At 43.5% G+C, this 20,716-nt stretch carries 21 protein-coding genes; 14 read left to right on the top strand and 7 right to left on the bottom strand.

What is annotated here, in order from left to right:
* The first annotated feature begins 5 nt into the window (after positions 1 to 5).
* Positions 6 to 731 carry an SDR family oxidoreductase gene (locus ACHZBG_RS16510; protein WP_320130561.1) on the top strand — a complete coding sequence of 242 codons (726 nt, stop codon included), beginning with the start codon at positions 6 to 8 and terminating at the stop codon, positions 729 to 731.
* A gap of 292 nt (positions 732 to 1,023) precedes the next feature.
* On the opposite strand, the gene dinB is transcribed toward ACHZBG_RS16510, so the two are convergent.
* From dinB to ACHZBG_RS16495, 3 genes are read right to left on the bottom strand one after another with little or no spacing between them, the layout of a single operon-like run.
* Entirely contained in the window at positions 1,024 to 2,202 is a 1,179-nt protein-coding gene (gene dinB / locus ACHZBG_RS16505) for a DNA polymerase IV (protein ID WP_320130560.1), read from the bottom strand.
* 5 nt (positions 2,203 to 2,207) lie between these two features.
* Entirely contained in the window at positions 2,208 to 3,362 is a 1,155-nt protein-coding gene (locus tag ACHZBG_RS16500) for a D-alanine--D-alanine ligase (RefSeq protein ID WP_320130559.1), read from the bottom strand.
* Positions 3,353 to 4,855, bottom strand: a complete 1,503-nt coding sequence (locus ACHZBG_RS16495) for a UDP-N-acetylmuramyl-tripeptide synthetase (RefSeq protein ID WP_320130558.1) — start codon at positions 4,853 to 4,855, stop codon at positions 3,353 to 3,355. Before ACHZBG_RS16495 ends, ACHZBG_RS16500 begins: the two co-directional genes overlap by 10 nt.
* An 83-nt stretch (positions 4,856 to 4,938) precedes the next feature.
* On the opposite strand from ACHZBG_RS16495, the gene ACHZBG_RS16490 reads away from it, so the two are divergent.
* The 13 genes from ACHZBG_RS16490 to miaA all read left to right on the top strand — a co-directional run bounded on the left by ACHZBG_RS16490 (position 4,939) and on the right by miaA (position 17,599).
* On the top strand, positions 4,939 to 5,187 hold the full coding sequence (locus ACHZBG_RS16490; protein WP_320130557.1) for a TIGR03905 family TSCPD domain-containing protein: 249 nt from the start codon (positions 4,939 to 4,941) through the stop codon (positions 5,185 to 5,187).
* Positions 5,184 to 6,257, top strand: coding sequence for a hypothetical protein (locus ACHZBG_RS16485; protein ID WP_320130556.1), 1,074 nt, complete (start codon positions 5,184 to 5,186; stop codon positions 6,255 to 6,257). The genes ACHZBG_RS16490 and ACHZBG_RS16485 overlap by 4 nt, the downstream gene beginning before the upstream one ends.
* Positions 6,258 to 6,404: 147 nt before the next feature.
* A complete protein-coding gene (locus ACHZBG_RS16480; RefSeq protein WP_320130555.1) occupies positions 6,405 to 7,580 on the top strand; it encodes an iron-containing alcohol dehydrogenase in 1,176 nt (391 codons plus the stop codon).
* Between the two features lie 1,125 nt (positions 7,581 to 8,705).
* Positions 8,706 to 9,410 (top strand): type I-C CRISPR-associated protein Cas5c, encoded by a 705-nt coding sequence (gene cas5c, locus ACHZBG_RS16475; RefSeq protein ID WP_320130554.1) that lies wholly within the window; start codon positions 8,706 to 8,708, stop codon positions 9,408 to 9,410.
* Positions 9,407 to 11,197 (top strand): type I-C CRISPR-associated protein Cas8c/Csd1, encoded by a 1,791-nt coding sequence (cas8c, locus tag ACHZBG_RS16470; RefSeq protein WP_320130553.1) that lies wholly within the window; start codon positions 9,407 to 9,409, stop codon positions 11,195 to 11,197. Before cas5c ends, cas8c begins: the two co-directional genes overlap by 4 nt.
* On the top strand, positions 11,175 to 12,050 hold the full coding sequence (cas7c, locus tag ACHZBG_RS16465; RefSeq protein ID WP_320130552.1) for a type I-C CRISPR-associated protein Cas7/Csd2: 876 nt from the start codon (positions 11,175 to 11,177) through the stop codon (positions 12,048 to 12,050). The genes cas8c and cas7c overlap by 23 nt, the downstream gene beginning before the upstream one ends.
* A gap of 612 nt (positions 12,051 to 12,662) precedes the next feature.
* Complete coding sequence (locus tag ACHZBG_RS16460; protein ID WP_320130551.1) at positions 12,663 to 12,836, top strand: hypothetical protein; 174 nt, start codon at positions 12,663 to 12,665, stop codon at positions 12,834 to 12,836.
* Between the two features lie 96 nt (positions 12,837 to 12,932).
* A complete protein-coding gene (gene murC, locus ACHZBG_RS16455) occupies positions 12,933 to 14,390 on the top strand; it encodes a glutamate ligase domain-containing protein (RefSeq protein WP_320130550.1) in 1,458 nt (485 codons plus the stop codon).
* Positions 14,390 to 15,259, top strand: a complete 870-nt coding sequence (locus ACHZBG_RS16450) for a YicC/YloC family endoribonuclease (RefSeq protein ID WP_320130549.1) — start codon at positions 14,390 to 14,392, stop codon at positions 15,257 to 15,259. Before murC ends, ACHZBG_RS16450 begins: the two co-directional genes overlap by 1 nt.
* 9 nt (positions 15,260 to 15,268) lie before the next feature.
* Positions 15,269 to 15,790 carry a (d)CMP kinase gene (gene cmk, locus ACHZBG_RS16445; protein ID WP_320130548.1) on the top strand — a complete coding sequence of 174 codons (522 nt, stop codon included), beginning with the start codon at positions 15,269 to 15,271 and terminating at the stop codon, positions 15,788 to 15,790.
* 106 nt (positions 15,791 to 15,896) lie between these two features.
* Positions 15,897 to 16,385: a hypothetical protein gene (locus tag ACHZBG_RS16440; RefSeq protein WP_320130547.1), complete on the top strand. Its 489-nt coding sequence runs from the start codon at positions 15,897 to 15,899 to the stop codon at positions 16,383 to 16,385.
* Positions 16,386 to 16,464: 79 nt separating this feature from the next.
* Positions 16,465 to 16,668: a hypothetical protein gene (locus ACHZBG_RS16435; RefSeq protein ID WP_320130546.1), complete on the top strand. Its 204-nt coding sequence runs from the start codon at positions 16,465 to 16,467 to the stop codon at positions 16,666 to 16,668.
* Positions 16,631 to 17,599 carry a tRNA (adenosine(37)-N6)-dimethylallyltransferase MiaA gene (gene miaA / locus ACHZBG_RS16430; RefSeq protein WP_320130545.1) on the top strand — a complete coding sequence of 323 codons (969 nt, stop codon included), beginning with the start codon at positions 16,631 to 16,633 and terminating at the stop codon, positions 17,597 to 17,599. The genes ACHZBG_RS16435 and miaA overlap by 38 nt, the downstream gene beginning before the upstream one ends.
* Here the strand turns inward: miaA and ACHZBG_RS16425 are convergent.
* From ACHZBG_RS16425 to ACHZBG_RS16410, 4 genes are all read right to left on the bottom strand, one after another.
* Positions 17,547 to 19,061, bottom strand: coding sequence for a hypothetical protein (locus ACHZBG_RS16425; protein WP_320130544.1), 1,515 nt, complete (start codon positions 19,059 to 19,061; stop codon positions 17,547 to 17,549). The genes miaA and ACHZBG_RS16425 overlap by 53 nt on opposite strands.
* Positions 19,062 to 19,063: 2 nt before the next feature.
* Positions 19,064 to 19,900, bottom strand: a complete 837-nt coding sequence (amrB, locus tag ACHZBG_RS16420) for an AmmeMemoRadiSam system protein B (RefSeq protein ID WP_394699421.1) — start codon at positions 19,898 to 19,900, stop codon at positions 19,064 to 19,066.
* A gap of 9 nt (positions 19,901 to 19,909) precedes the next feature.
* The gene (locus ACHZBG_RS16415) at positions 19,910 to 20,212 is read right to left on the bottom strand and encodes a hypothetical protein (RefSeq protein ID WP_394699420.1); all 303 of its coding nucleotides are present in this window, start codon (positions 20,210 to 20,212) and stop codon (positions 19,910 to 19,912) included.
* On the bottom strand, positions 20,128 to 20,716 hold a 589-nt coding region (locus tag ACHZBG_RS16410), incomplete at its 5' end, for an NFACT family protein (protein ID WP_394699419.1). The genes ACHZBG_RS16415 and ACHZBG_RS16410, both read right to left, overlap by 85 nt.

Below are 20,716 nucleotides of genomic sequence, written 5' to 3'. Positions count from 1 at the left end.
CAAAGATGATTGGAATAATTACTGGTGCGTCAAGTGGTATTGGCTTGGCAGTTGCAAACTTCCTGGCTGAAGAAGGGCATACCGTTTATGCAATAAGCAGGAGCGGAAAACCAAAGGATGACTCTGAGAATGTTTCGCAGAATATTATCCATATCAAGGGTGATGTTTGCGACAAGGCTGAGATGTCAAGGATCATTTCTGAGATTGGTGATAAGGATGGAATTGATTTTTTGGTCAACAATGCAGGGATTACGGTGAAACGTAGAGCGGAGCTGATTACTGACGAAGAGCTCGAAAGAGTCCATCAAGTGAATGTCTTTGCACCCTACCGATTGAGTGTGCTTTGTTTTCCATATCTCAAACAGTCAAAAGCAAAGGGTAGGATAATAAATATTTCTAGCATGGCTGCCCACCTTGGTTTTGAACAGGTTGTTCCTTATTGTTCAAGCAAAGGGGCTGTGGTTTCAATGACCAGGGGGTTTGCCATTGAGTGGGCAAACGATAATATTACGGTGAACAGCATTGCCCCTGGATGGTTTCCAACGGAAATTACAAAACAGGTAATGGATGATCAGCGGAAAGAGAAAATTCTATCACGTATGCCCGTCCATAGTTTTGGTAATGCCAGGCACATCGGAGGGCTTGTCAGTTTCTTGCTTTCCGATAATGCCTCATATATTACGGGCTGCGATTATCCCATAGATGGTGGAGCCTTGGCTTTTGGTTTTTAAAAAGTTCTAGACATGGATGGTCGTTTTATCAACTGTTTCCTTATTGTGTGGAATTTTGCAGGCTTGTTTTAGATATATCAGATTCGTATCCTGTCAAGATTGATAGATACCATCATCTATGATTGGTTGAAAAATTCCATACAAAACAGTGGAGTATCAAAAAGATAGTATAGCACCTCTATTAGGGAAAGACAGACTCCGGGAGGTGTTTTCCTTATGTCATGGTCTGACAATTCAAAAAAAGTACTTCTCCGTGAAGAATATCCCAAGTTTTTGGGATATTTCTGTCTTCTTACTCTTTGTTTTGGAGATCGTGTTGCTCGAGGTTCGTTGCCTTGAATACTTCCTGGCCTTTCTTATGCATTTCGAGGATGATTTTCTCCAATTCACGTTTCTTGCTGAAAGGATCGTCGAATAATTCTTCTTGCAGAGGCTTTTCCCCATTATATAACTGATAGAGCCCTATGCCGAGCAATCGTACAGGCACACCCTCATGCCATTTCTGAGACAGAAGTTGTTTGCCTGTTGCATATACCTGTTCAGCACTGTAGATATTTGCCTTTGGGGTTACCTGGCAAGTAAAGGTTGAAAAATCTGGGAAACGTATCTTTATGCCTATTGTTCGTCCCATTTGTTTTTCATCAAGGGAACGAAACATTATTTCATGACTCATTTGCAAGAGATATTGTTCAAGGATCAAGGCCTCCGTTACATCTTCATCGAACGTCATCTCGCTGGAAATGGAATGGCTCTTTGTTATTGAGGAAAAGAGCCCGGGATCTACTCCCCTGGAGGCATTGTAGAGAAACTGGCCCATGGATTGGCCAAATAGCGATTGCAGGGTGTTTTGCGAAAATTGCCTGAGCTGCTCTGTTGTCCCTATATGGTGTTTGTCCAGCTGAGCCTGGGTTACTTTCCCGATTCCCCACAATTTTTTCAAACCAACAGCATCGACAAAAGCAAGTTCCTTTCCTTGGGAAACTCTGCACAGTCCATCGGGTTTATCATAATCACTTGCCATTTTTGCTATGAATTTGGAGGGCCCGATTCCCACGGAGATGGTCAATCCTGTTTCTTCAAGGACTTTTGCTTTCAAGGTTTGGGCGGCTTGGCGGGGGAGCCCGAAGAGTCTGCGAGTTCCTGTCATATCCAAAAAAGCTTCGTCAATGGAAAGTTGTTGTACCTCAGGGGAGAATGACCTGCATATTTGCATGATTTTCTTGCTGACTTGACTGTATCGTTTCATGTTTGGTGGGATGACAATTGCCTGGGGGCAGAGGCGCAAGGCCTGTCCCATGGGCATCGCCGAATGCACACCAAATTTTCTTGCGGCATAAGATGCTGTGGAAGCAACGCTACGAGGTCCCAATCCCCCGATTACCAGACATTTTCCTTTGTATTCAGGATTGTCATGTTCTTCGATTGCCGCAAAGAAGGCATCCATGTCTACATGAAAGAATGTCTGTTCCATATTTCCTATATTCCCGGCGGAACGTAGGTACGTTCCTTGTCTTCTTTTGCCCGTTCAAGGGCATCCTCGATCAAGATTTGCACGGTTTTCTCGAGATCGTATCCCTTCTCTTTCATCAGGACCGGAAAATGACTGCTTGCAGTCATCCCTGGCAAGGTGTTGATCTCATTGATATAGATTAACCCCCTGGAATGGAAAAAGTCCACCCTGGCATAACCCTCGCATCTCAGAAGAAAAAAAACTTGCTTTGCATAGTTTTTGATCTGATTTTCCAAATCCTTGGGCAAATCAGAGGGAATCTGTATATGGGCAGTGTCAATCTGTCCGTATTTATGGCCATAGGTCAAAAAACCTGAGGCGTCCTTTGCGGGATCGAGTACCAATCCAGGCCCTCCTACCACAATTCCCTCATTCTGGGTCGAGAGTACTGCACATTCAATTTCTTGTAAGGGTTCAATCAACGTTTGTATAAGGACTCGTTCACTATAATGGGAAGCCAGATTGATTGCCTCTATGAGAAGTCCCCCGTTGGGCTTTTTCAAGGCTGTGACACCTACTGAAGATCCACTATCTTCAGGTTTGACCAACAAGGCAGCTCCCAATTTTTCCTGAATGACCGGTAGTGCAACCTCTATACGGCTCATACAGGTGCAGAAGGCAGCCAACTGTTGCAAAAAGATAGGTCTGTTTACTCCTTCTTCTTCCCTTAGCCAAGCAATATCTGTTTTATCCAGGGTAAGGGAGGGAATGACAGGAAGGCCTGCGCTTGCATATATTCTTTGGGCAAGTTCCTTATGCATACCCAGGCCGCTGGAGACAGTATCACATCCACACAAGGGAACCTGGGCCAGGGCGCAAAGTCCTTGCAGATTGCCGTCTTCACCTCCCTTGCCATGTGTAACAGGGAAGGCCACATCAAAAGAGAGTCTTCGATCATTGCACCAGAAGCCCAATCCTGGTCTTACCATGACCTCATTCTCTTCTCTTATTGTATCTTCTATCGGTTTATCCTTTTGCAGAAAGAATCTCCCATTGAGGGTAATGGCGATAGGAAATACGTCATGTCCAAGATGTTTTAATACCTCATAAATATTCTGGGCGCTCTTGATGGATACGATATGTTCTGCCGAACGTCCTCCATAGATCAGTGCTATATGCATGTATGTCCGTCTCCTTGCTTGTTCTGGATGGTTGTCAGGACCTTCTTTATTTCTTCTTCTTCATTCCAAGGTCTTTTTCCTTTAGGACCTTCAATGGTATGTTCATGGCCCTTTCCCAGAAAGAGCAAGGTGTCTTTTGGTTGTGCCAGGGCAAAGGCACGCTCAATGGCCTGTGTTCTGTCGGGGATTTGCTCAATGAGTAGATCTTTCGATTTTTCGGCGGGAATTTGCTCCAAAAGATCGGCAAAGATTTTTTCATTGCCTTCCTGTCGGGGATCTTCCTCGGTAAGGATAAGAATCTGCGCATAAGTAGCGGCGATTTTACCCATAGGTCCTCGTTTGGATGTATCGCGTTCACCTGCACAGCCAAATACTGCGATGATTCTTCCAGTGGCTTGTATGCGGGGCAGGCCTGAAAAAAGCTTTTCATAGCCATCTGCCGTATGGGCAAAGTCCATGATTATTTGTAGTTTCAAGCTATTGGGAATGGAAATCATTCTTCCTTGAACCGGTTGAAGATTTTGAAGGGAAGGAATGAGGGATTCTAAACTTGTCTTCAAAATTGCACAGGCACCAAGAGCCGCCAACAGGGCATTGCTGGCCAGGCAGGGCAACAGCACAGGAAGGGAGAGTTGTCGTCCATCGAGAGTGCACTCTATCCGTCCGTCCCTGGGAAGTCCTATTGAACAGGAATGATCTCGATGGAGAATGGTTGCCTTGCTCTTTGCTCCAAGGCATGACAGAAAGGTCTCCAGACAGGGATTGTCTGTAGTTGATATGAATAGTCCCCCTGGTTTGAGATTTCGTATAAGATTGCATTTTGCATCGAGATAGGCTTCAAGGGTTTTATGAAATTCTAGGTGTTCACTCGTTACCGTCGTTACGATGGCGAGGTCATAGGCCAGGGTAGCTAAACGATCATATTCTTTGCTCAGGGCATGGCTGGTACATTCCAAAATGACATACGACAACCCGTTGTCGACGCACCGTCTGAGAAATTGTTGCAGGGAATCAGCTTCCGGGGTGCTTTGTCTGTATGGTGAGGGTTGCTTGGATGACCCGTCATCCATCGAAATGGTGCCGAGCAGTCCTGTCCTGAGTCCTTGGCTTTGCAACAGTTGATACAGGTAATCACACGTAGTACTTTTTCCATCGGTTCCCGTAACGCCTATAAGACAGAGTCCTTTTGCAGGATACTCATAAAAAGCAGCACACATACGGGAAAAAAGGGATCTGGGATGGGGTGTCGTTATGTAGAGGATTCCTTTTTGTTTGATTTCCTGTTCCTTCGTACTGAAGATACAGATAGCTCCATTATCGATGGCCTGGGCAATGTATTGCTGCCCGTCTGTATGAATGCCTTCAAAGGCGAAAAAGGCACAGGCTTTCTTGCATTGTCGTGAATCATAGCAGAGTTCAGATAGAAAGATATCTGCACTTTGGGCGGGAAGGGGTAAGCCAACTGCATCAAGCAAACCGAAAAGCTGTTTCATGAGCGTATGGTAGCAGTCTTGGTTTGCCAATGCAACCGATAGTAGCTTGTTTGCTGATTTTTTGGTATGCTGTGCCCAAAAGTATGAAAACTTATAAATTTAAACCCACCGGGGTTTGTGCCCATGCTATAACTGTAACTGTTGATGACGATGCAGTCATCACTGATGTGGTGATCGAAGGTGGTTGCGAAGGCAACCATAGTGGCATAGTTGCCCTTTGTATTGGGCAAAAAGCCTCTGAAGTGATGTCCAAATTGGAAGGAATAACATGCGGGCACAGAAAAACCAGTTGCCCCGACCAGCTTGCAAAAGCCCTTAAGGCAGTTTCATGAAAAAAGGTTTTATAGTAGGATGTTTGCTTTTTCTTGTTCTCAATGTCTTGGGAGCGTACTCCCTCGATAATACCGATATCAGTTCCATAGGGTCAGGTTCGGCTGGCTTGGCTTTGATTTCGGCAGCATCCTCGTTGGCAAATCCTGCAGCTTTGTATTATCGTGGCATTGATAATTCCTCTTTATATGTCTCTGGAAGCTATAACGATACCATTGTACCTTCGAATTTTTCCAATAACGAGGCAAATCCCTTGTTGGAAGCTCCTATCTCCAATTTTTGTGTTTCTTTCAGTGGAAGTAACCTTGCCTTGACCTTTGAGACTAAATCCTCCCTTACCGATCGAATCGTTGACATTGATGGAACCAGTTATGTTGCAAACTCGAGCACTTTATTCCAACTGGATTGGGCCGTAGGGACTTCTACTCTTGCTTTTGGATTGAGTCTACGGGCAGTTTCCTATTCTGAACGATCCCCTGTGGAGATTCGTTCAGATCATTTGTTGGGTGATTATTTTGTTGAGACGATTCTGGGGAAGTATGAAACTCTTGAAGATGAATCCACCATCTCTGCCGGTCTGGGGCTTCTGTTGAACTACGATTGGTTCAAAATGGGGGTTACCAGTGATTCCTTTGCCTATTCCAAGGGTGGTAATGCACTTGCAATAAGTTCTGAATCATTATTCAAGACACTTGATTGGGGTTTTGCCCTCAGTTCTCCGGTTTATGACCGAACCAATCAACTTAATTTGTTCAAGTTTGAGGCTGCAATGGATTTATGCAATATCGGTGATGCCGATACCCGGGAGGTTCGCTTTGGAGCGGATTTGAAACTTCAACTCCTGCCTTACTGGTCCGTCAGTCTAAAAACTGGGTATCGTGAAACCAAACCGACTTTAACTGATTTCTTTGCAGTTGTTCCTTCAAATGGAGTCCATACCTTAGGTCTCTCAGTCTTGCTTAACAGATTCTCGTTGGATCTTGCCTGTGCCATTCCCCTTGAATGGTATATAGGGACCAGAAACGAAGATTCCTCAGTTGCTGTTACTCTTGCCATGAGTCTTTCTGTTTAGCTTTTCTTTCTGATGGACCTTCAGTGCCTTGCTCTTCATGCTTGATGATACCTCAGATCATCGATGGATCGTTTATACTATCCTTGTTTTCTTTGTTTGCTCCGTTTATACTTTCATACTGTAATTCAAGCACAAAGGATGGTACTTATGGATAATTTTACCTTTTATGCCCCTACTTATTTTGCATTCGGGATGGATACAGAGAATCAGACAGGGGAATATATCAAACGATTCGGTGGCAGAAAAGTTCTGATTCATTATGGTGGAGGTTCTGTTATCCGCTCAGGGCTTTTGGAAAGGGTGAAAAAATCCTTGGATGCAGTAAGCCTTCCGTATGTTGAGCTTGGTGGAGTAAAACCGAATCCCCGTAGCGGTCTGGTCTATACCGGCATTGATCTTTGCCGCAAAGAATCAATTGATTTTATTCTGGCAGTTGGCGGCGGAAGCGCAATTGATTCAGCGAAGGCTATTGCCGCAGGTGCAGTATATAACGGGGATTTTTTGGATTTTTATGAAGGAAAACCGGTAACACAAGCCTTGCCGATCGGCACTATCCTTACCATAGCGGCAGCCGGAAGTGAAGGTTCCCCGGATTCTGTTATCACCAATGAAAAGGGAATGATCAAGAGGGGTGCCACCGGTGAAGCCTTCCGGCCTCGATTCTCCATCCTGAATCCAGCTCTTACGCAAACATTACCTAAGTATCAGACTGCATGTGGCGTTACTGATATAATTGCACATCTGTATGAACGATACCTAACCAATACTGTTGAAGTCGAAGTGACAGACAGAATGATTGAGGCCCTGATGTTGACCATGATTCATGAGGGGCCTCGTGTTATTGAGGATCCTGATAATTATCAGGCGCGTGCGAATATTATGTGGGCGGGTATGATGGCCCATAATAATTCTTGTGGTGTTGGACGGTCCCAGGATTGGACAAGCCATAATGTGGAACATGAATTGTCAGCCCTGTATGACTGTACTCATGGAGCAGGTCTTGCAGTCGTTATGCCGGCAGTATTTACGTATACCATGACTCATGATGTAGCACGTTTTGCCCAGATTGCCGTACGGGTATGGGGATGTTCTATGGATTTTTACCATCCTGAAAAGACTGCAAAAGCGGGTATTGAGGCGCTCCGTCATTTCCTGTTTTCCCTCGGCATGCCAAGGAACTTTGAAGAACTTGGTGCAAAGGAATCTGATATTGAAAAGCTAGCCCACACTGCCTGTTATGGAAACGGTGAAAATGGTACGCTCATAGGTTTTATGGCATTGAAACAGAAAGACCTCGAGCATATATATCGTTTGATGCTGTAGGAGTGCCTGCATAATTGGTTTTCCTTGATTCCAAGTTTCTGTTCAATCTTTTTGATACTGAAGAAACACCTGCAGAATGACAATTGAACCTGCGTTTTTATACGCAGGTGATTTAAGAATGATTAAATTACGATATTGTTTGACAAGCTTACGGCATGACACAATAATTTAATTAAGGGCCATGAAAGATTCTGCCTCTCAAGATACTTCTTATGATCCATATGCAAATGGATAAGGGGAGGTTTCTCAACTACTTAATGATCACGTAAGAAATATCTACTGTAATATTATCTCGTTTTGGGGCAGCTTTTTTGTCGACATTCTGGAAAGAAATTGCAGGAGGTAAGGAAGTTTTTTCTAGTTCCTCGGAATTCCTGTAACAACAAGAAAATACGAAAAAATTAAATTACTACACAAAAATAGGGTTTATAATTAAGTAGACTTGGATTGTCGACAAGAAATTTGCTTTTTAAAAGGTTTGATGTTTCTTTTGGAATTTGACCATTATTTTCTTGTCCTGGTTGTATCGATTCTATAGATATTGAAGTCGCTATTGGTTCCTGTGCCTCTGGAGTATGGTTTCAATAGGAAACTGGTTTTTACTATTCATATTGTTAATCGGATTGAAAATAAAGGATTTAATTCTAGATAGGTATAAATAGTCATGAATGATTGTATACATACCATCGGCTTAGAGTTCGTTTTTCCTTTAATAGTTTTTTTTGGGGATGGTAAAATACTAGCCAGATTTGATTTTGCCTTGCATTAGGCAATGCAGTATGAAAAGAAGTAAATAATATATGCTATGCTCGCATATTAAAAATGTTGTATAAACAGCAAAAATGATCATTGCTATAATTTTAGAAGAGAGAAAAGGTATGGTTTTCTTTAGTAAATATATGACATATGACTTCCATATATGGAAAGCATATTTTATTCTAGAGAATTAGGAGGTTTTTGTTATTGATATGGTTTTATATGATTTTTGAATTCCTTTTTTACATTTTTCCCTAAAATGTAGGCTTTGAGCAGCTTGTTTGAATATGGTTCGCATACAGAAATTATGGTAGAGCCTAGCTAGGATTCTGCGTTCGCTATGACTTAGGGTGAGAAGGGGAGGTCTTGATGGATGATTGGATATTGGATGTATGGGGTGATTTTGCTTGCTTTACCCGGCCTGAGATGAAAGTTGAACGAGTCAGCTATGATGTAATGACGCCCTCTTCCGCTCGCGCAATTTTTGAAGCGATCTTTTGGAAGCCTGCAATAGTATGGCATATAACAAAGATTGAGGTTCTGCATCCTATAAATTGGTACTCCTTGCGAAGAAATGAACTTGGAAAAATTTCGAGTCTACCTACGAAACCCCAGATCGAGGGAATCGCCGAAAATAGACCTGCCATTTTTATCGAAGATGCAAGACAGCAAAGAGCAGGGCTATTGCTTCGTGATGTACATTATAGAATTCACGGATATTTTAGTTTTATTCCAGTTCCGAAAAGACGTAACTACAGTTCAGGCCAAGAAAGCGGCGGTCAGGACGAGTCTCCATCAAAGTATGCTGCCATGTTTGAGAGACGTGCCCGAAAAGGGCAATGTTTTCACCGGCCCTATTTGGGTTGTAGGGAATTTGCCTGTTATTTTCGTCTTGTAGATGCTTCCTTATTGGATGCTGAACTTGCTCCCATCGAGGACTCCCGGGATCTGGGATGGATGCTCTATGATATGAACTATTCGCTTGGAGAGTTACCTGTTCCTGAATTCTTCGAGGCAAAAATGATTCATGGAATCATCGATACCGATAGGCGATCGGTGGAGGTGCGCTCATGATCCTGCCTGCATTGGCTAATTATTATAATCGTATTGCCGAGAACGAAAGTTGTGATATTGCACCGCTTGGGTGGGAAAATAAGGAAATACCTTTTTTGTTTGTTTTGGATGAAACCGGCAAATTGCTAGATATCGAGGATACCAGAGAGATGGGCGTTGATAAAAAACAGGCTAAATCATTTCTCGTTCCCCAAGGCGAAAAAAAGACATGTGGAATCATTGCAAATCTGTTATGGGATTCGGTCGGGTATGTCATAGGAATACTCAATACCTCAGGAATGACTTCCAACGCGGCTACCAAAAAGAATAGCCGATTGCCAAAGGAACATCAGGCATTTATAGAGCGGATTGAAATGACCTTGTTCGAGACTCCTAGAAAGAAGGCCTTGCTTGCCTTCTTGTATTCGGTAGAAAAGGAAATGCTTTGTTGCTTTCCAAATTGGGAAGAACTGGGGTTGGCAAATTCCAACGTCAGTTTCCGCTTTGTCAGTGATTCTCACTTATTTTGCCAAAGTGAAGAAGTTAAACAAGCAATGATGCAAAATAGTGCATCTCCATCTGATAAGGCAAAACAGTTTTGCTTGGTTACGGGAGAAAAAGATACGGTAAGTAATGTTCATACAGCTATCAAAGGTGTATTTGGAGCTCAATCCGTAGGTGCCAATATTGTCTCTTTCAATCTACCCTCGTTTACTTCCTATGGTAAACAGCAAGGAGATAATGCTCCTATTGGTAAAAAGGCCATGTTTGCCTATACGACAGCACTTAATTCTCTTTTAGGTAAAAATTCCAAACAAAGAATGCAAATCGGAGATGTCTCGATAGTTTTTTGGGCTGCAAAGAAAAATCAATTTGAAGATGATTTTTTGAGATTTTTTTCTGAACCCCCAAAGGATAATCCAAATGCAAACGTCCAATGCATAAGAAATCTTTTGGATCCTGTGAAAACGGATGCCTGCAAGGCTTCCTCGGATGATGATATTTTTTATATTTTGGGGCTATCTCCCAATGTTGCGAGGATTTCCATTCGGTTTTGGTTTTCAACAGCAGTATCGGAACTTTCAGATAGAATTCATGAATATTTTGTTGACATGGAAATGGATAAACCTTCTTATTGTCCTGAGTTCTATTCTATCTGGCGTCTTTTGGTCAATGTTGCAATTCAGGGAAAAAGCGAAAATATTCCATCCAATATTGTATCAGACTTTATACGATCAATCATGACTGGAGAAGCCTATCCTCAAAGTCTCTTGCAAATGACTCTACGAAGAATACGAAGTGATGCAGAATATAGAGTTACTCCTGCTAGAGCTTCTTTATTGAAGATAATTATAAATAGAAGAATACGAATATATCCAGAACAAGGGGAAAAGGAGTTATCCATGGCACTTGATATAAATCAACCTTCGATAGGGTATCAGTTAGGTCGCTTGTTTGCATTGTTGTCAAAAATTAATGAGGAAGCAAATTCCGGAATCAACTCAAGTTTTGTTGGCCGGTATTATGAAATAGCCTGTAGTACTCCCATTTCTTTGTTTGGAACACAGATACGTTTGATGTGGCATCAATTGGCTAAGATTGATAGCAAGGAAAGAAGAGTGCAATTAGAATGGCAGGTGAGTGAGATTATAGATCATCTTGACGGATTTCCCGCGCATCTCAATCTTGATGAACAAGGAAAATTTGCTATTGGGTATTATCATCAGTGGCAGACCTTCTTTAAGAAAAAAGAAGCTGAAGTGTCAAATCAAAAGGAGGTTGAAGATGAATTTAAAAGGACGGTATGACTTCGTTTTATTATTTGATGTGTGTGATGGAAACCCCAATGGCGATCCCGATGCCGGGAATCTACCGAGAATTGACCCCGAAACAGGAAATGGTTTAGTAACAGATGTCTGTATCAAACGAAAAATTCGAAATTATGTAGGTATTGTTAAAGAAGACCAACCTCCCTATGAAATCTACGTCAAGGAAAAAGCCGTATTGAATAACCTGAATAAGCGTGCATTCTCAGCTCTTGGCGTAGATATAGAGAATGATTCTCTCAAACGAAAGGGAGGTGACAGAACTGAAGAGGCCAAACTTTGGATGTGCAAGAATTTTTACGACATCAGGACTTTTGGGGCCGTTATGGCGACCAAGATAAACTGTGGACAGGTACGCGGACCCGTTCAACTCACGTTTGCAAGATCCATAGATCCTGTAGTAATTTCAGAACATAGTATCACACGAATGGCAGTAACAACTGAAGAAGAAGCTATGAGACAGTCAGGTGAAAATAGAACGATGGGACGAAAGTATACTATTCCTTATGGGTTGTATCGATCTTTCGGTTTTGTTTCCCCTCACTTGGCTAATCAAACTGGTTTTTCTACGGAGGATTTGGATCTTTTATGGGAAGCCTTGTTGCATATGTTTGATTATGATCGATCGGCAGCCAGAGGATTCATGAGTACCCAACGTTTGATAATATTTGAGCATGAATCAATGCTTGGTGATAAACCGGCCCAGAACTTATTTTCCCAGGTGCTTGTAGAAAGGACTACGGCTTTGGATAATCCTCCCAGAAGATTTTCTGATTATCGTGTATCTCTTGGTGGAAAGGTGCTTGAGGAAGAAATGACCATTGTGAAGGCCTAGGAAAAAGGGTTGTCCAAGCAATGGGATTTTCCAACATTTCTTTTTTCCTAAAAGTGCTTTGCCCTTCAATGTAATTTGTCTTGATTCATAAGATGGTTTTGGTTGCAAGTGTAAAAGATATTGGAGAGGTCAGGATTGCTACCGGTCGGGTTTTCTTGGACCATAGGCGTCGAGATTATTTTTTGATGTACGCAAGCAGCTGGATGCCTTCTAGAGGGCATAGAGGAATATTCCCTTTTTTAGGAAATGGTTTCTATTAGTTGTGACATGATTCTGTCAAAGAAAGAAAATTACCGATATGCATAAAGAACTTCCTGGTTTTTTATTTTTATAAAATAGTTGAAATAATTATAGATATGATAATATAATATTGATGATATATTCGCACTTTTATAGGTGCGTGGATTGAAACTTAGATATGTCACTTGTTGAATTTATCAGTCGCACCCTTTTGGGGTGCGTGGATTGAACTTCCGGTATGTCATTTCTAGAATTTCCCAATTGCCCCAGTCTGCGGCGTATGGTTTGAAACTGGGTGGTTATACTTGACACTCCATTGTGCTCACTATATAGTCAAACGGTAGATTGTATGAACCTGTAAGGAGTGAAATTATGTCCAAAGCACATAGAGGAAGTGGCATTCGCACCGAAGTCAACCATGGCCGTGGTGATTGCCCTGTTTGCAAGCGTACTGCCGTCAAGCTTCTTTTTGAAACAACTGTAGAAGGCGAGAAGGTAAAAGTTTGCAAAGCTTGTAATGCCAAACTCAAGGCTGCCGCTAAATAAGTGGTTGTCCCCTTGGGAGTGAGACTGTCTTTTGGGGCAGTCTTTTTTTATTGTTAAAAAGAGGTCGGTATGGAGTTTTCTTCCAAAAGATTTTGGATGGTAGGTATAAAGGGAACAGGAATGGCCCCTCTTGCCGTATTGCTTACAAAAATGGGAGCCCGCGTCAGTGGCTGTGATACTGAAGAGGTTTTTTCTACCGATGCGATGTTACAAGTGAACGGTATCTCTGTGTTTTCTGGATTTCTCCCAGCCTTGTTGCCCCTAGATTCCGATATTGTCATTTATAGCAGTGCCTATGCACTCTCCTTGCCCATATTGGCTCTGGCTAATGAAAAAGGATTCCAACTCTATACCTATCCAGAATTTCTTGCTTTCTTATCCCGACAAAGTGATAGTTGTTATGTAGTGGCAGGTACTCATGGGAAAACGACCTCAACTGCCGTAGCTTCCTACTTACTCTCGACCTTGGGTGACAAGAGCTTCTCTTTTTATAGTATTTTTGGCTCAGTTTTGCAGGGAGAGTCTGCCTTGCCCTATCAGGGAAGGGATGTCGCTTTGTTTGAAGCCTGCGAATATCAGGACCATTTTCTCTCCTATTCAATTCGGGGAGCGTTGGTTACGACTGTTGAATTTGATCATCCTGACTACTTTGCAGACCTGGAACAAGTAGAGGAGAGTTTCAAAAAGTTTGTGTTCGGCATAGATCACCATGGATTCTTGATCTGTTGCAATGATGATCTGGGAGCAAGAAAACTCATTCAGTACTGTCGTGATTGTCGACCGGATATTGCGTTGATGACCTATGGGTTTAATGATAATGGGCCCTTCTGGATCAAAAAGAATAGTTGGGAAGGAACCTATACGCTTTCTTGCCTCGAAGGCAGGGCTTTTGAGCTTCCTTCCCTCAGCAAACCTTTGCTTGATGATTATCTGGGAGGAGCAATTCTTGCCATGGCAATTATGCTGGATAGGCCTAAGGTCAAACTGTATCTCGATGACAGTCAGATTGCCAGTGAGGAAGCCATCCCTGCGGTAGCAGGGATGCTTACTGAGCGTTTGATGACCTTTCCCGGTTGCGTGGGAAGAGGAGAGGTAATCCTTGAAGAACAATCCATTACCTATATTGATGATTATGCCCATCATCCCACGGAAATCAAGGCAACCTTGGATATGTTGCACGTAAAATACCCTCAACGTGCCATAACTGTGCTTTTCTGTCCCCATACGGCAAGTCGAACCAAGGCTTTCCTCAAGGATTTTTCCGTTGCCCTCAGCAGTGCCGACCGAGTGATCATCCAGCATTCCTATGCCTCTGCCCGCAATGATGTAGATGAACTGCAAGATCCTGCCCAGTTGCTCTCCGATGCATTGTCCACGCGAATAATGAGAACCTATAGATGCACCTTGCAAGCGGTATCTTATGCACCCGATGACAAGGCTGCGGTAGAGACTGCCGCACTCTGGTTGCAACCGGGCGATTTGTGTATTACCATGGGTGCTGGCAATAATCGCTATCTAAGCAGTCGTATTGCCCAGGCAAGAAGGAGTATTTAATGAAAAGTATGACAGGTTACGGGTCTGCTGAAGTCCTGAATGATACATTTCAGCTTTCCGTAGAAATAAAATCCTATAATAATCGCTTTTTGGATATCAACCATAATATACCGTTTTTTCTATCGCCCTATGAGATGGATATTGATAAAGCTGTTTCCTTGATTGCTTCTCGGGGGCATGTAGAGGTAAATGTTCGGGTAAAAACCTTTGTCTCGGATATGGAAATCGTTGTTGATTCCCAAGCCGTGGAACGCTATCGTGATGCCTTTGCGCAGGTTGCCGCATTATCTGGCAAGGCCTTGAAGCCTCAACTTTCCGATTTTCTTTCTGCCGAAGGCGTTATAACCAATGTCCGGCAATCGGATAGCGAGATTTACAAGGGGCCTTTGTTTACTGCCCTTGATACTGCTCTCGTGCAGTTTGGCCAAAGCAAGGAGCGTGAGGGGAATTCTACCAGGACCGACCTTCTTTCCATGGGAAAAATTGTCGAGGAAGGACTTGCGGTGGTTACTGCCCATGCAGGGGAACTTGAGGAGTTGGTAAAAACCAATCTCAAGAATCGCTTTGAGGAAATGCTCGGTGACCAACACTATGACGAGAACAGGATTTTGCAGGAAGTTGCGGTCATGTTGGTAAAATATTCCGTGAATGAAGAGATAAAACGCCTCGCAATTCATTTGAAGGAATATTTCAAGTTGTTGGACCTCAAGGAGCCTGTGGGGAAGCGTCTCGATTTCCTTTGTCAGGAAATGAACAGGGAGATAAATACCATTGGAAGCAAAAGTCAGATGGTGGAAATGAATTTGCAGGTTGTAAGAATGAAGGATGGATTGGAAAACGTCCGGGAACAAATCAGGAATATAGAGTAGGGGTTTTACATGCGCATTGCAATCAGTGGCAAGAGTGGCTGTGGGAATACAACGGTTTCGACGTTGGTGTCCCAGTCTTTGGAGTATCCTTTGATTAATTTTACGTTCCGTAATCTTGCAGCAGAAAAACATATGGATTTCTGGGATTTTTGTAAGTTGGCCGAAGAGTCTGACGAATATGACAAGGAACTTGATAGAAGACAAGTCGAAATGGCCATGGCCGAAACGGATTGTGTGTTGGGAAGTCGTTTGGCAATCTGGATGCTCAAAGAAGCCGATCTAAAGGTGTATTTGACAGCTTCCTCTGCAGTCAGGGCCAGCAGGGTGTTCAAAAGGGAAGGTGGTTCCTATGAACAAAGACTTGAACAAACACGGATGCGAGACAAGAACGATACGGCTCGTTACCAACGTATTTATGGTATTGACAACAGCGATACGGCTTTTGCAGACCTCGTCATAGATGTTTCAGAACTGAAACCTGAGGAAATTGCCAACCTTATCATTGATGAGGTTAAGCAAAGACTAGCCTGAGATAGATAAACCAAAAAAGAGAATCGTGGAAAAGTCCTCGCTTGCGTGGATTTTTGTTGCCTCTTTCCCGTTTACAATTACCCTATAACTATGGTAGGTTTGAGCAATGAAGAAAGTTCTCCTGACAGCTTTGTTTTTAGCTATGGGGTTTTGCGCGTTTGCCTCCCCTTATGTTGGTGTAAACCAAGGCCTGGGTGCAGCTTCTCTTGAATTGGGATATCTGACCAGTTCCTTTGAAGAGAATATTTCGGTAGGTGTCCCTTCCCTCATGGCCATGGATACCTATGATGCCAATTTTTATAAGACCATCGTAGTAGGAGCTGATATCTTTTTTCGCTTCAGGCCCCTGGGATTTCTTGTTTTAGGCATTGGACCTACTTTTAGGGCAGGTTTTGAGATCAAGGGCGCTTCAACGATCATGGTGGGACCAGCGGTTCAGCTATCCCTTGAGCTACCCAATCAGATGAATATTCTATATCTAGAAGTTTCCTATATCCCGGATGCAATGAAGCTGGATTTTGGCACCCCATCAAATGATTTGCTTGGCAAAGCCACTGATCAGATACTGCGTTTTGGGTGGCGACATGCTTTCTAGGTACTATACATTCATCTTGAAAACCAATATAGTGATATAGTTACGAATGACTGTACATATGACGCAAGGAGATTCGACGGTGAGCATCCCATTGAACAAACTTATCGATTATAAGGGAAATGTCTATCAGATTACCTGTGTTGCTATCAAGGAAGCCATTATTCTGAGCAATCCTGGTTGCGGTGGCAAGGAAATAGAAGAAAACAACGGAAAGATTGTCAGTGAAGTTCTCACAAGAGCCCTCAATGGCGAGATTCACTTCATACCTACAGACGAACAATAGGTCGTTCAACCCAATAATCTTTCTTTTCGGCCCCACCGGAGTCGGAAAGACTGAGCTGCTTTTGAATTTATTCAAAGACAGATTCTCGGTAGTCAATGCCGATTCTATCCAAGTATATCGACATTTGGACATAGGATCGGCAAAGGCATCCAAGCAAATACAAGAAAAAATTCCTCATTATCTGATTGATATATTTGACCCTTGGGAACAGTTTTCCGTGGGTGATTTTGTTGCCTATGCAGATGAAGCTTGTAGGCAGATTCATGCCCAAGGCAAAATTCCTGTTTTAAGTGGTGGCACAGCCTACTATTTCAAACATTTTCTCTATGGCCTAAGCGAGGCTCCTGCCAGTGATGAGACCATTCGGGCAAAAATTTCTGGACAAATGGAAGAAAAAGGTGGTGCTTGGGGGTATGGGAAACTCTGCTCCATCGATCCTGCCTATGCACATAAAATACATCCATCTGATCTTTATCGGATATCCAGGGCCCTGGAAGTATATGAAACCAGTGGAAGGGCCCTGAGTTCCTATGCTCTTCCTTCTTCCTATCGAAACAATCTTGATCCCTTGATCATTGGCCTTACCCGGGAAAAACAGGAATTGAAGACACGTATCAATGAACGGGTACAACAGATGTTTGAGGAAGGGCTTGTCGAGGAGGTTCGTACCATTCTGGAAATGGGAGGAAATGCCGACTGGCCAGGATTGCAGGGAATAGGGTATAGAGAATTCTTTCAGGCGATGGAGAGCGGTGAAGCTTCCCTTGCCATGATAGCTGACCAAATTGCAAGAAACAGCCGCCTCTATGCGAAGCGGCAGATGACATTTTTCAAGAGTTTTGCAGAGGTGCAATGGATGCACCCCCAGGACCAGACAGCTATTGCTGAGCTGGTGTCTGCGTACTTGGCTCGGCAATCAATGACTTGCTAGCAGGGACATACGTTTCTACCTCGAATCTTCCAAGATCCTTGACGCTGATGTTGGTAATGTTGGTAATAACCGTCCATCCATGTTTCGATACACCAAAGGTAAATTCCTGTACTTGCTGATAGCTATACATGAATGCATGGGCCGCACTAGGCTGTTCTTCATCATTTGTCGTGTCATCAGAATAAGAATAGGGAGTATAGATAGTACTCGTTGCGCGGTAGACATTGTCTCCTGTTTGCACGATTTTAACATCGGTAACCCCATAGAGGTAGGTTCCCTCGGGGATTGCAGGTTTGCCTTCCTTGATCCATTTGTTGGGATCTATCTGGGTAGAGATATTCTCGTAAGCCTGGCGAGTCTGTCGGGAAACAAACAAGTTGGTAACTTCCATGGAAGCAGGATTCTTGGCCTTTCCCGATAATGAAGCTTCCATTTTCTGGATATCAAGCTCAGTCTGCCCAGCATAAAATTCATCAATGATTTGCACATCGCTCATTCCCGCAGTGTAAGGGGGAGTCAGGGAAGCTTTTATTCGGCTACCGGTGAACCATACTACCAAGAATACCACGGCTACTACGCTTGCTACGATCCATCCTTTTTTTCTCCAGAAGATTTTTCTGTCCGCTCGTTTTTTTTGTTTTTCCAAAAATGGTCCGCAGGAAGGGTCCTGGTTATAGGAATCCCTTGTCCTTGGTTCGTCCCTATCCTCAAGATTCCATTGCAATCCTTCAGTCTGCTCGATAAACCAGGAAAGGGCTGCGTTGCTTTCCTGGTTACCACTCGCATCCCGTTGTTTTGTCAGGGAAAGTTTCAGCGTGTCGTCAATGAAATCAATGGTTTTTTCTGGAAGTTGCAGATTGGGAAGAATTGACACGGGAAGGGGCCGGAAAGCATCCTCACGCGTTTCGCCTGAAAGAAAAGGAGGAAATCCGAGGATGGCAAAATAGAGGAATTGTGTCATTTGATCACAAAGAGTAAAAGGTTTGTGAGTATCATAATGAACCCACCCAGTGCTCTGAAAAGCTCTTGTTGTCTCAATTGCACAGGACGAAAATAAATCGGCAAGGGTCTGTGGGAGAATCAGGACACCACCATCTGTCAAGAACCATATTCTCCAAAGGGGCAGTATTCCGCTTGAAAGATCAAGGAATTTGGGAGGCAGCACCGCAAGAGCCTTTGCCAATTCTCGGACCAAGGCCAAGGCTTGTGACCGCTTTTTTGTTGCAAGATCCGTTATGGAAAACAGCGGTAGCTTCTTGAAATAAATGCAACGCTTGTTCTTTGCTATGGTCAATCCGTCCCAGTACCAGCTTTCGCTTACACCATTACGTACGATATAGCCACAGGCTTTTATTCCCTGCATCAAGTAGGAAGGAAGTTCAATGCCTTTCTCTCCGATAGTAATGCAACTATATTCCGTACCTTCCAATAAGGTGTCGAAGGTTTCAATCCCTGTATCCATAATTAAGCTTCTCCTCTCAAGGCTGCACAATGCCAGACTATTTTGTCTTTGTCATCAAAGGTTTCGGGAATAGTGTCGAAGTGCTTGTCCTTGCACTGGAAAGAAACCAAATTCCAATGGCTGGACCCCCATTTTTGGGTTCTCAATGCTTCCAAGGCCGAAATTCCGCAAGAGGAAATCTTGCCTTGACGCTGGGCCTCCAAAAGGGGGGCTCCTTCGGATAATAAGGAAGAAAACACCTGTGCCTGGAGTGTGGCCAGCTTGTCTGGAAGTATTGCCGTTATATTCGCCGAAACCACGAAAAGGGTTTGGGGTATTTTTCTGACTATCTCAAAAAGCATTGAGGAAAGAGTCTTAACCTGTCTTGCCTCGAGATTCCCCATCAGTAGGGGAAGGACAGGAACGGATGGAAAATAACCTTGGATCATCGGCAGTGTCAATTCAATGCCTGGTTCTTCTATGAAATAACTATCTTGTATGGAAATGGCATTTGGATAATCCTTGACAAGATTGTCTCTCAACTCTGTAGGAAAGGTTATATCCCCAGTAGGAAGGCTGACACCATCTTCACTTGGTGCAAATAGATAGCAAGGTTGGTCGCTCGCAAGGCTTTCCTGGTGAAGCGAGCCCAGCAGCACAACCAGTTGTGGCTGCAGATCCTGGACAGGGGAGAATCCTTCATGGAGTAGATCAAGAGACCAGCGATAGGCTGCATGGGGTACCAGTATTGCCGCAGGCAGTTTTGTAAGGCTTCTCGATGCAATGCGTTTGGAACAAGCCTGTTCCAATTCAGTTTTGTCCTGTGGATAAAAAATAGCATGGTGCTGGCTCTTATGCATGTTCATCCTCTAAAAGTAATCGTGCAAGGCGTCCTTCGTCCCAGTACAACCGAAAGATTTTTTTCTTGGGTCGGCAAAACCAGGCCGGCCTTGGCTCCCTTGGGTTTTCTCAGATATTTTACCTGGGTGTAATACAAATCGGCTTTTCCTTCTTTTTTTTGCCTTGCTGAAGACCAAAGCGAGATTTGCGGCATCGATTAGAACTTCAAGGGGAACTGTTTTTTCCTTTAGGTACTTAATGAATACATATCCTCCCGGATAATCACGGGTATGCATCCAATAGTCATTGCCCTTTGCATAATGGCGGAGCAACTCTTCATTTTCCTTTGCATTCCTTCCACGAGTAACGTAAACTGCCCGCTGTGTATCGTAAGGCCGGGTGACGTGACTATTGTTTTCTTGTCAGCAGTCTCGGTGCCAAGCTCCCGTTTCAAGCGCTGGATATCCCTTGTTTCATTGTCGGAAGCGACCAAGAGCCCTTCATATTTATTTCTGGCAGTATCCAACTCTTGCATTGCCTTTTCGAATTCTACCTGGGCATTCTCATACGTTCCCTTTGCCTTTTGGTACCGATCATAAAACATGGTTATGTTTGCGTTGGGAGTAAGTTTACTTTCAAGCTCAATGGTAAGAGGTTTTCCAGTGTTCCAATTCTCCACGGTTATGGAAGTCTGTTGGGGTTTCAGTAAATGAACATTGGAGGAGAGCAAATCTCCGTATAGCTTGTAGGTCTCATATTTTCCGCTTTCCAGCATTTTGCGTTTCAGTGAATTGGTCGTTGCTTCCAGCTGCCTGAGCAAGCGGTCTCGCTTGAGC

The sequence above is a fragment of the uncultured Sphaerochaeta sp. genome, assembly GCF_963676625.2.
In the GTDB taxonomy this organism is placed as follows: Bacteria; Spirochaetota; Spirochaetia; order Sphaerochaetales; family Sphaerochaetaceae; genus Sphaerochaeta.
This window is presented reverse-complemented; position numbering and strand designations above follow the sequence as displayed.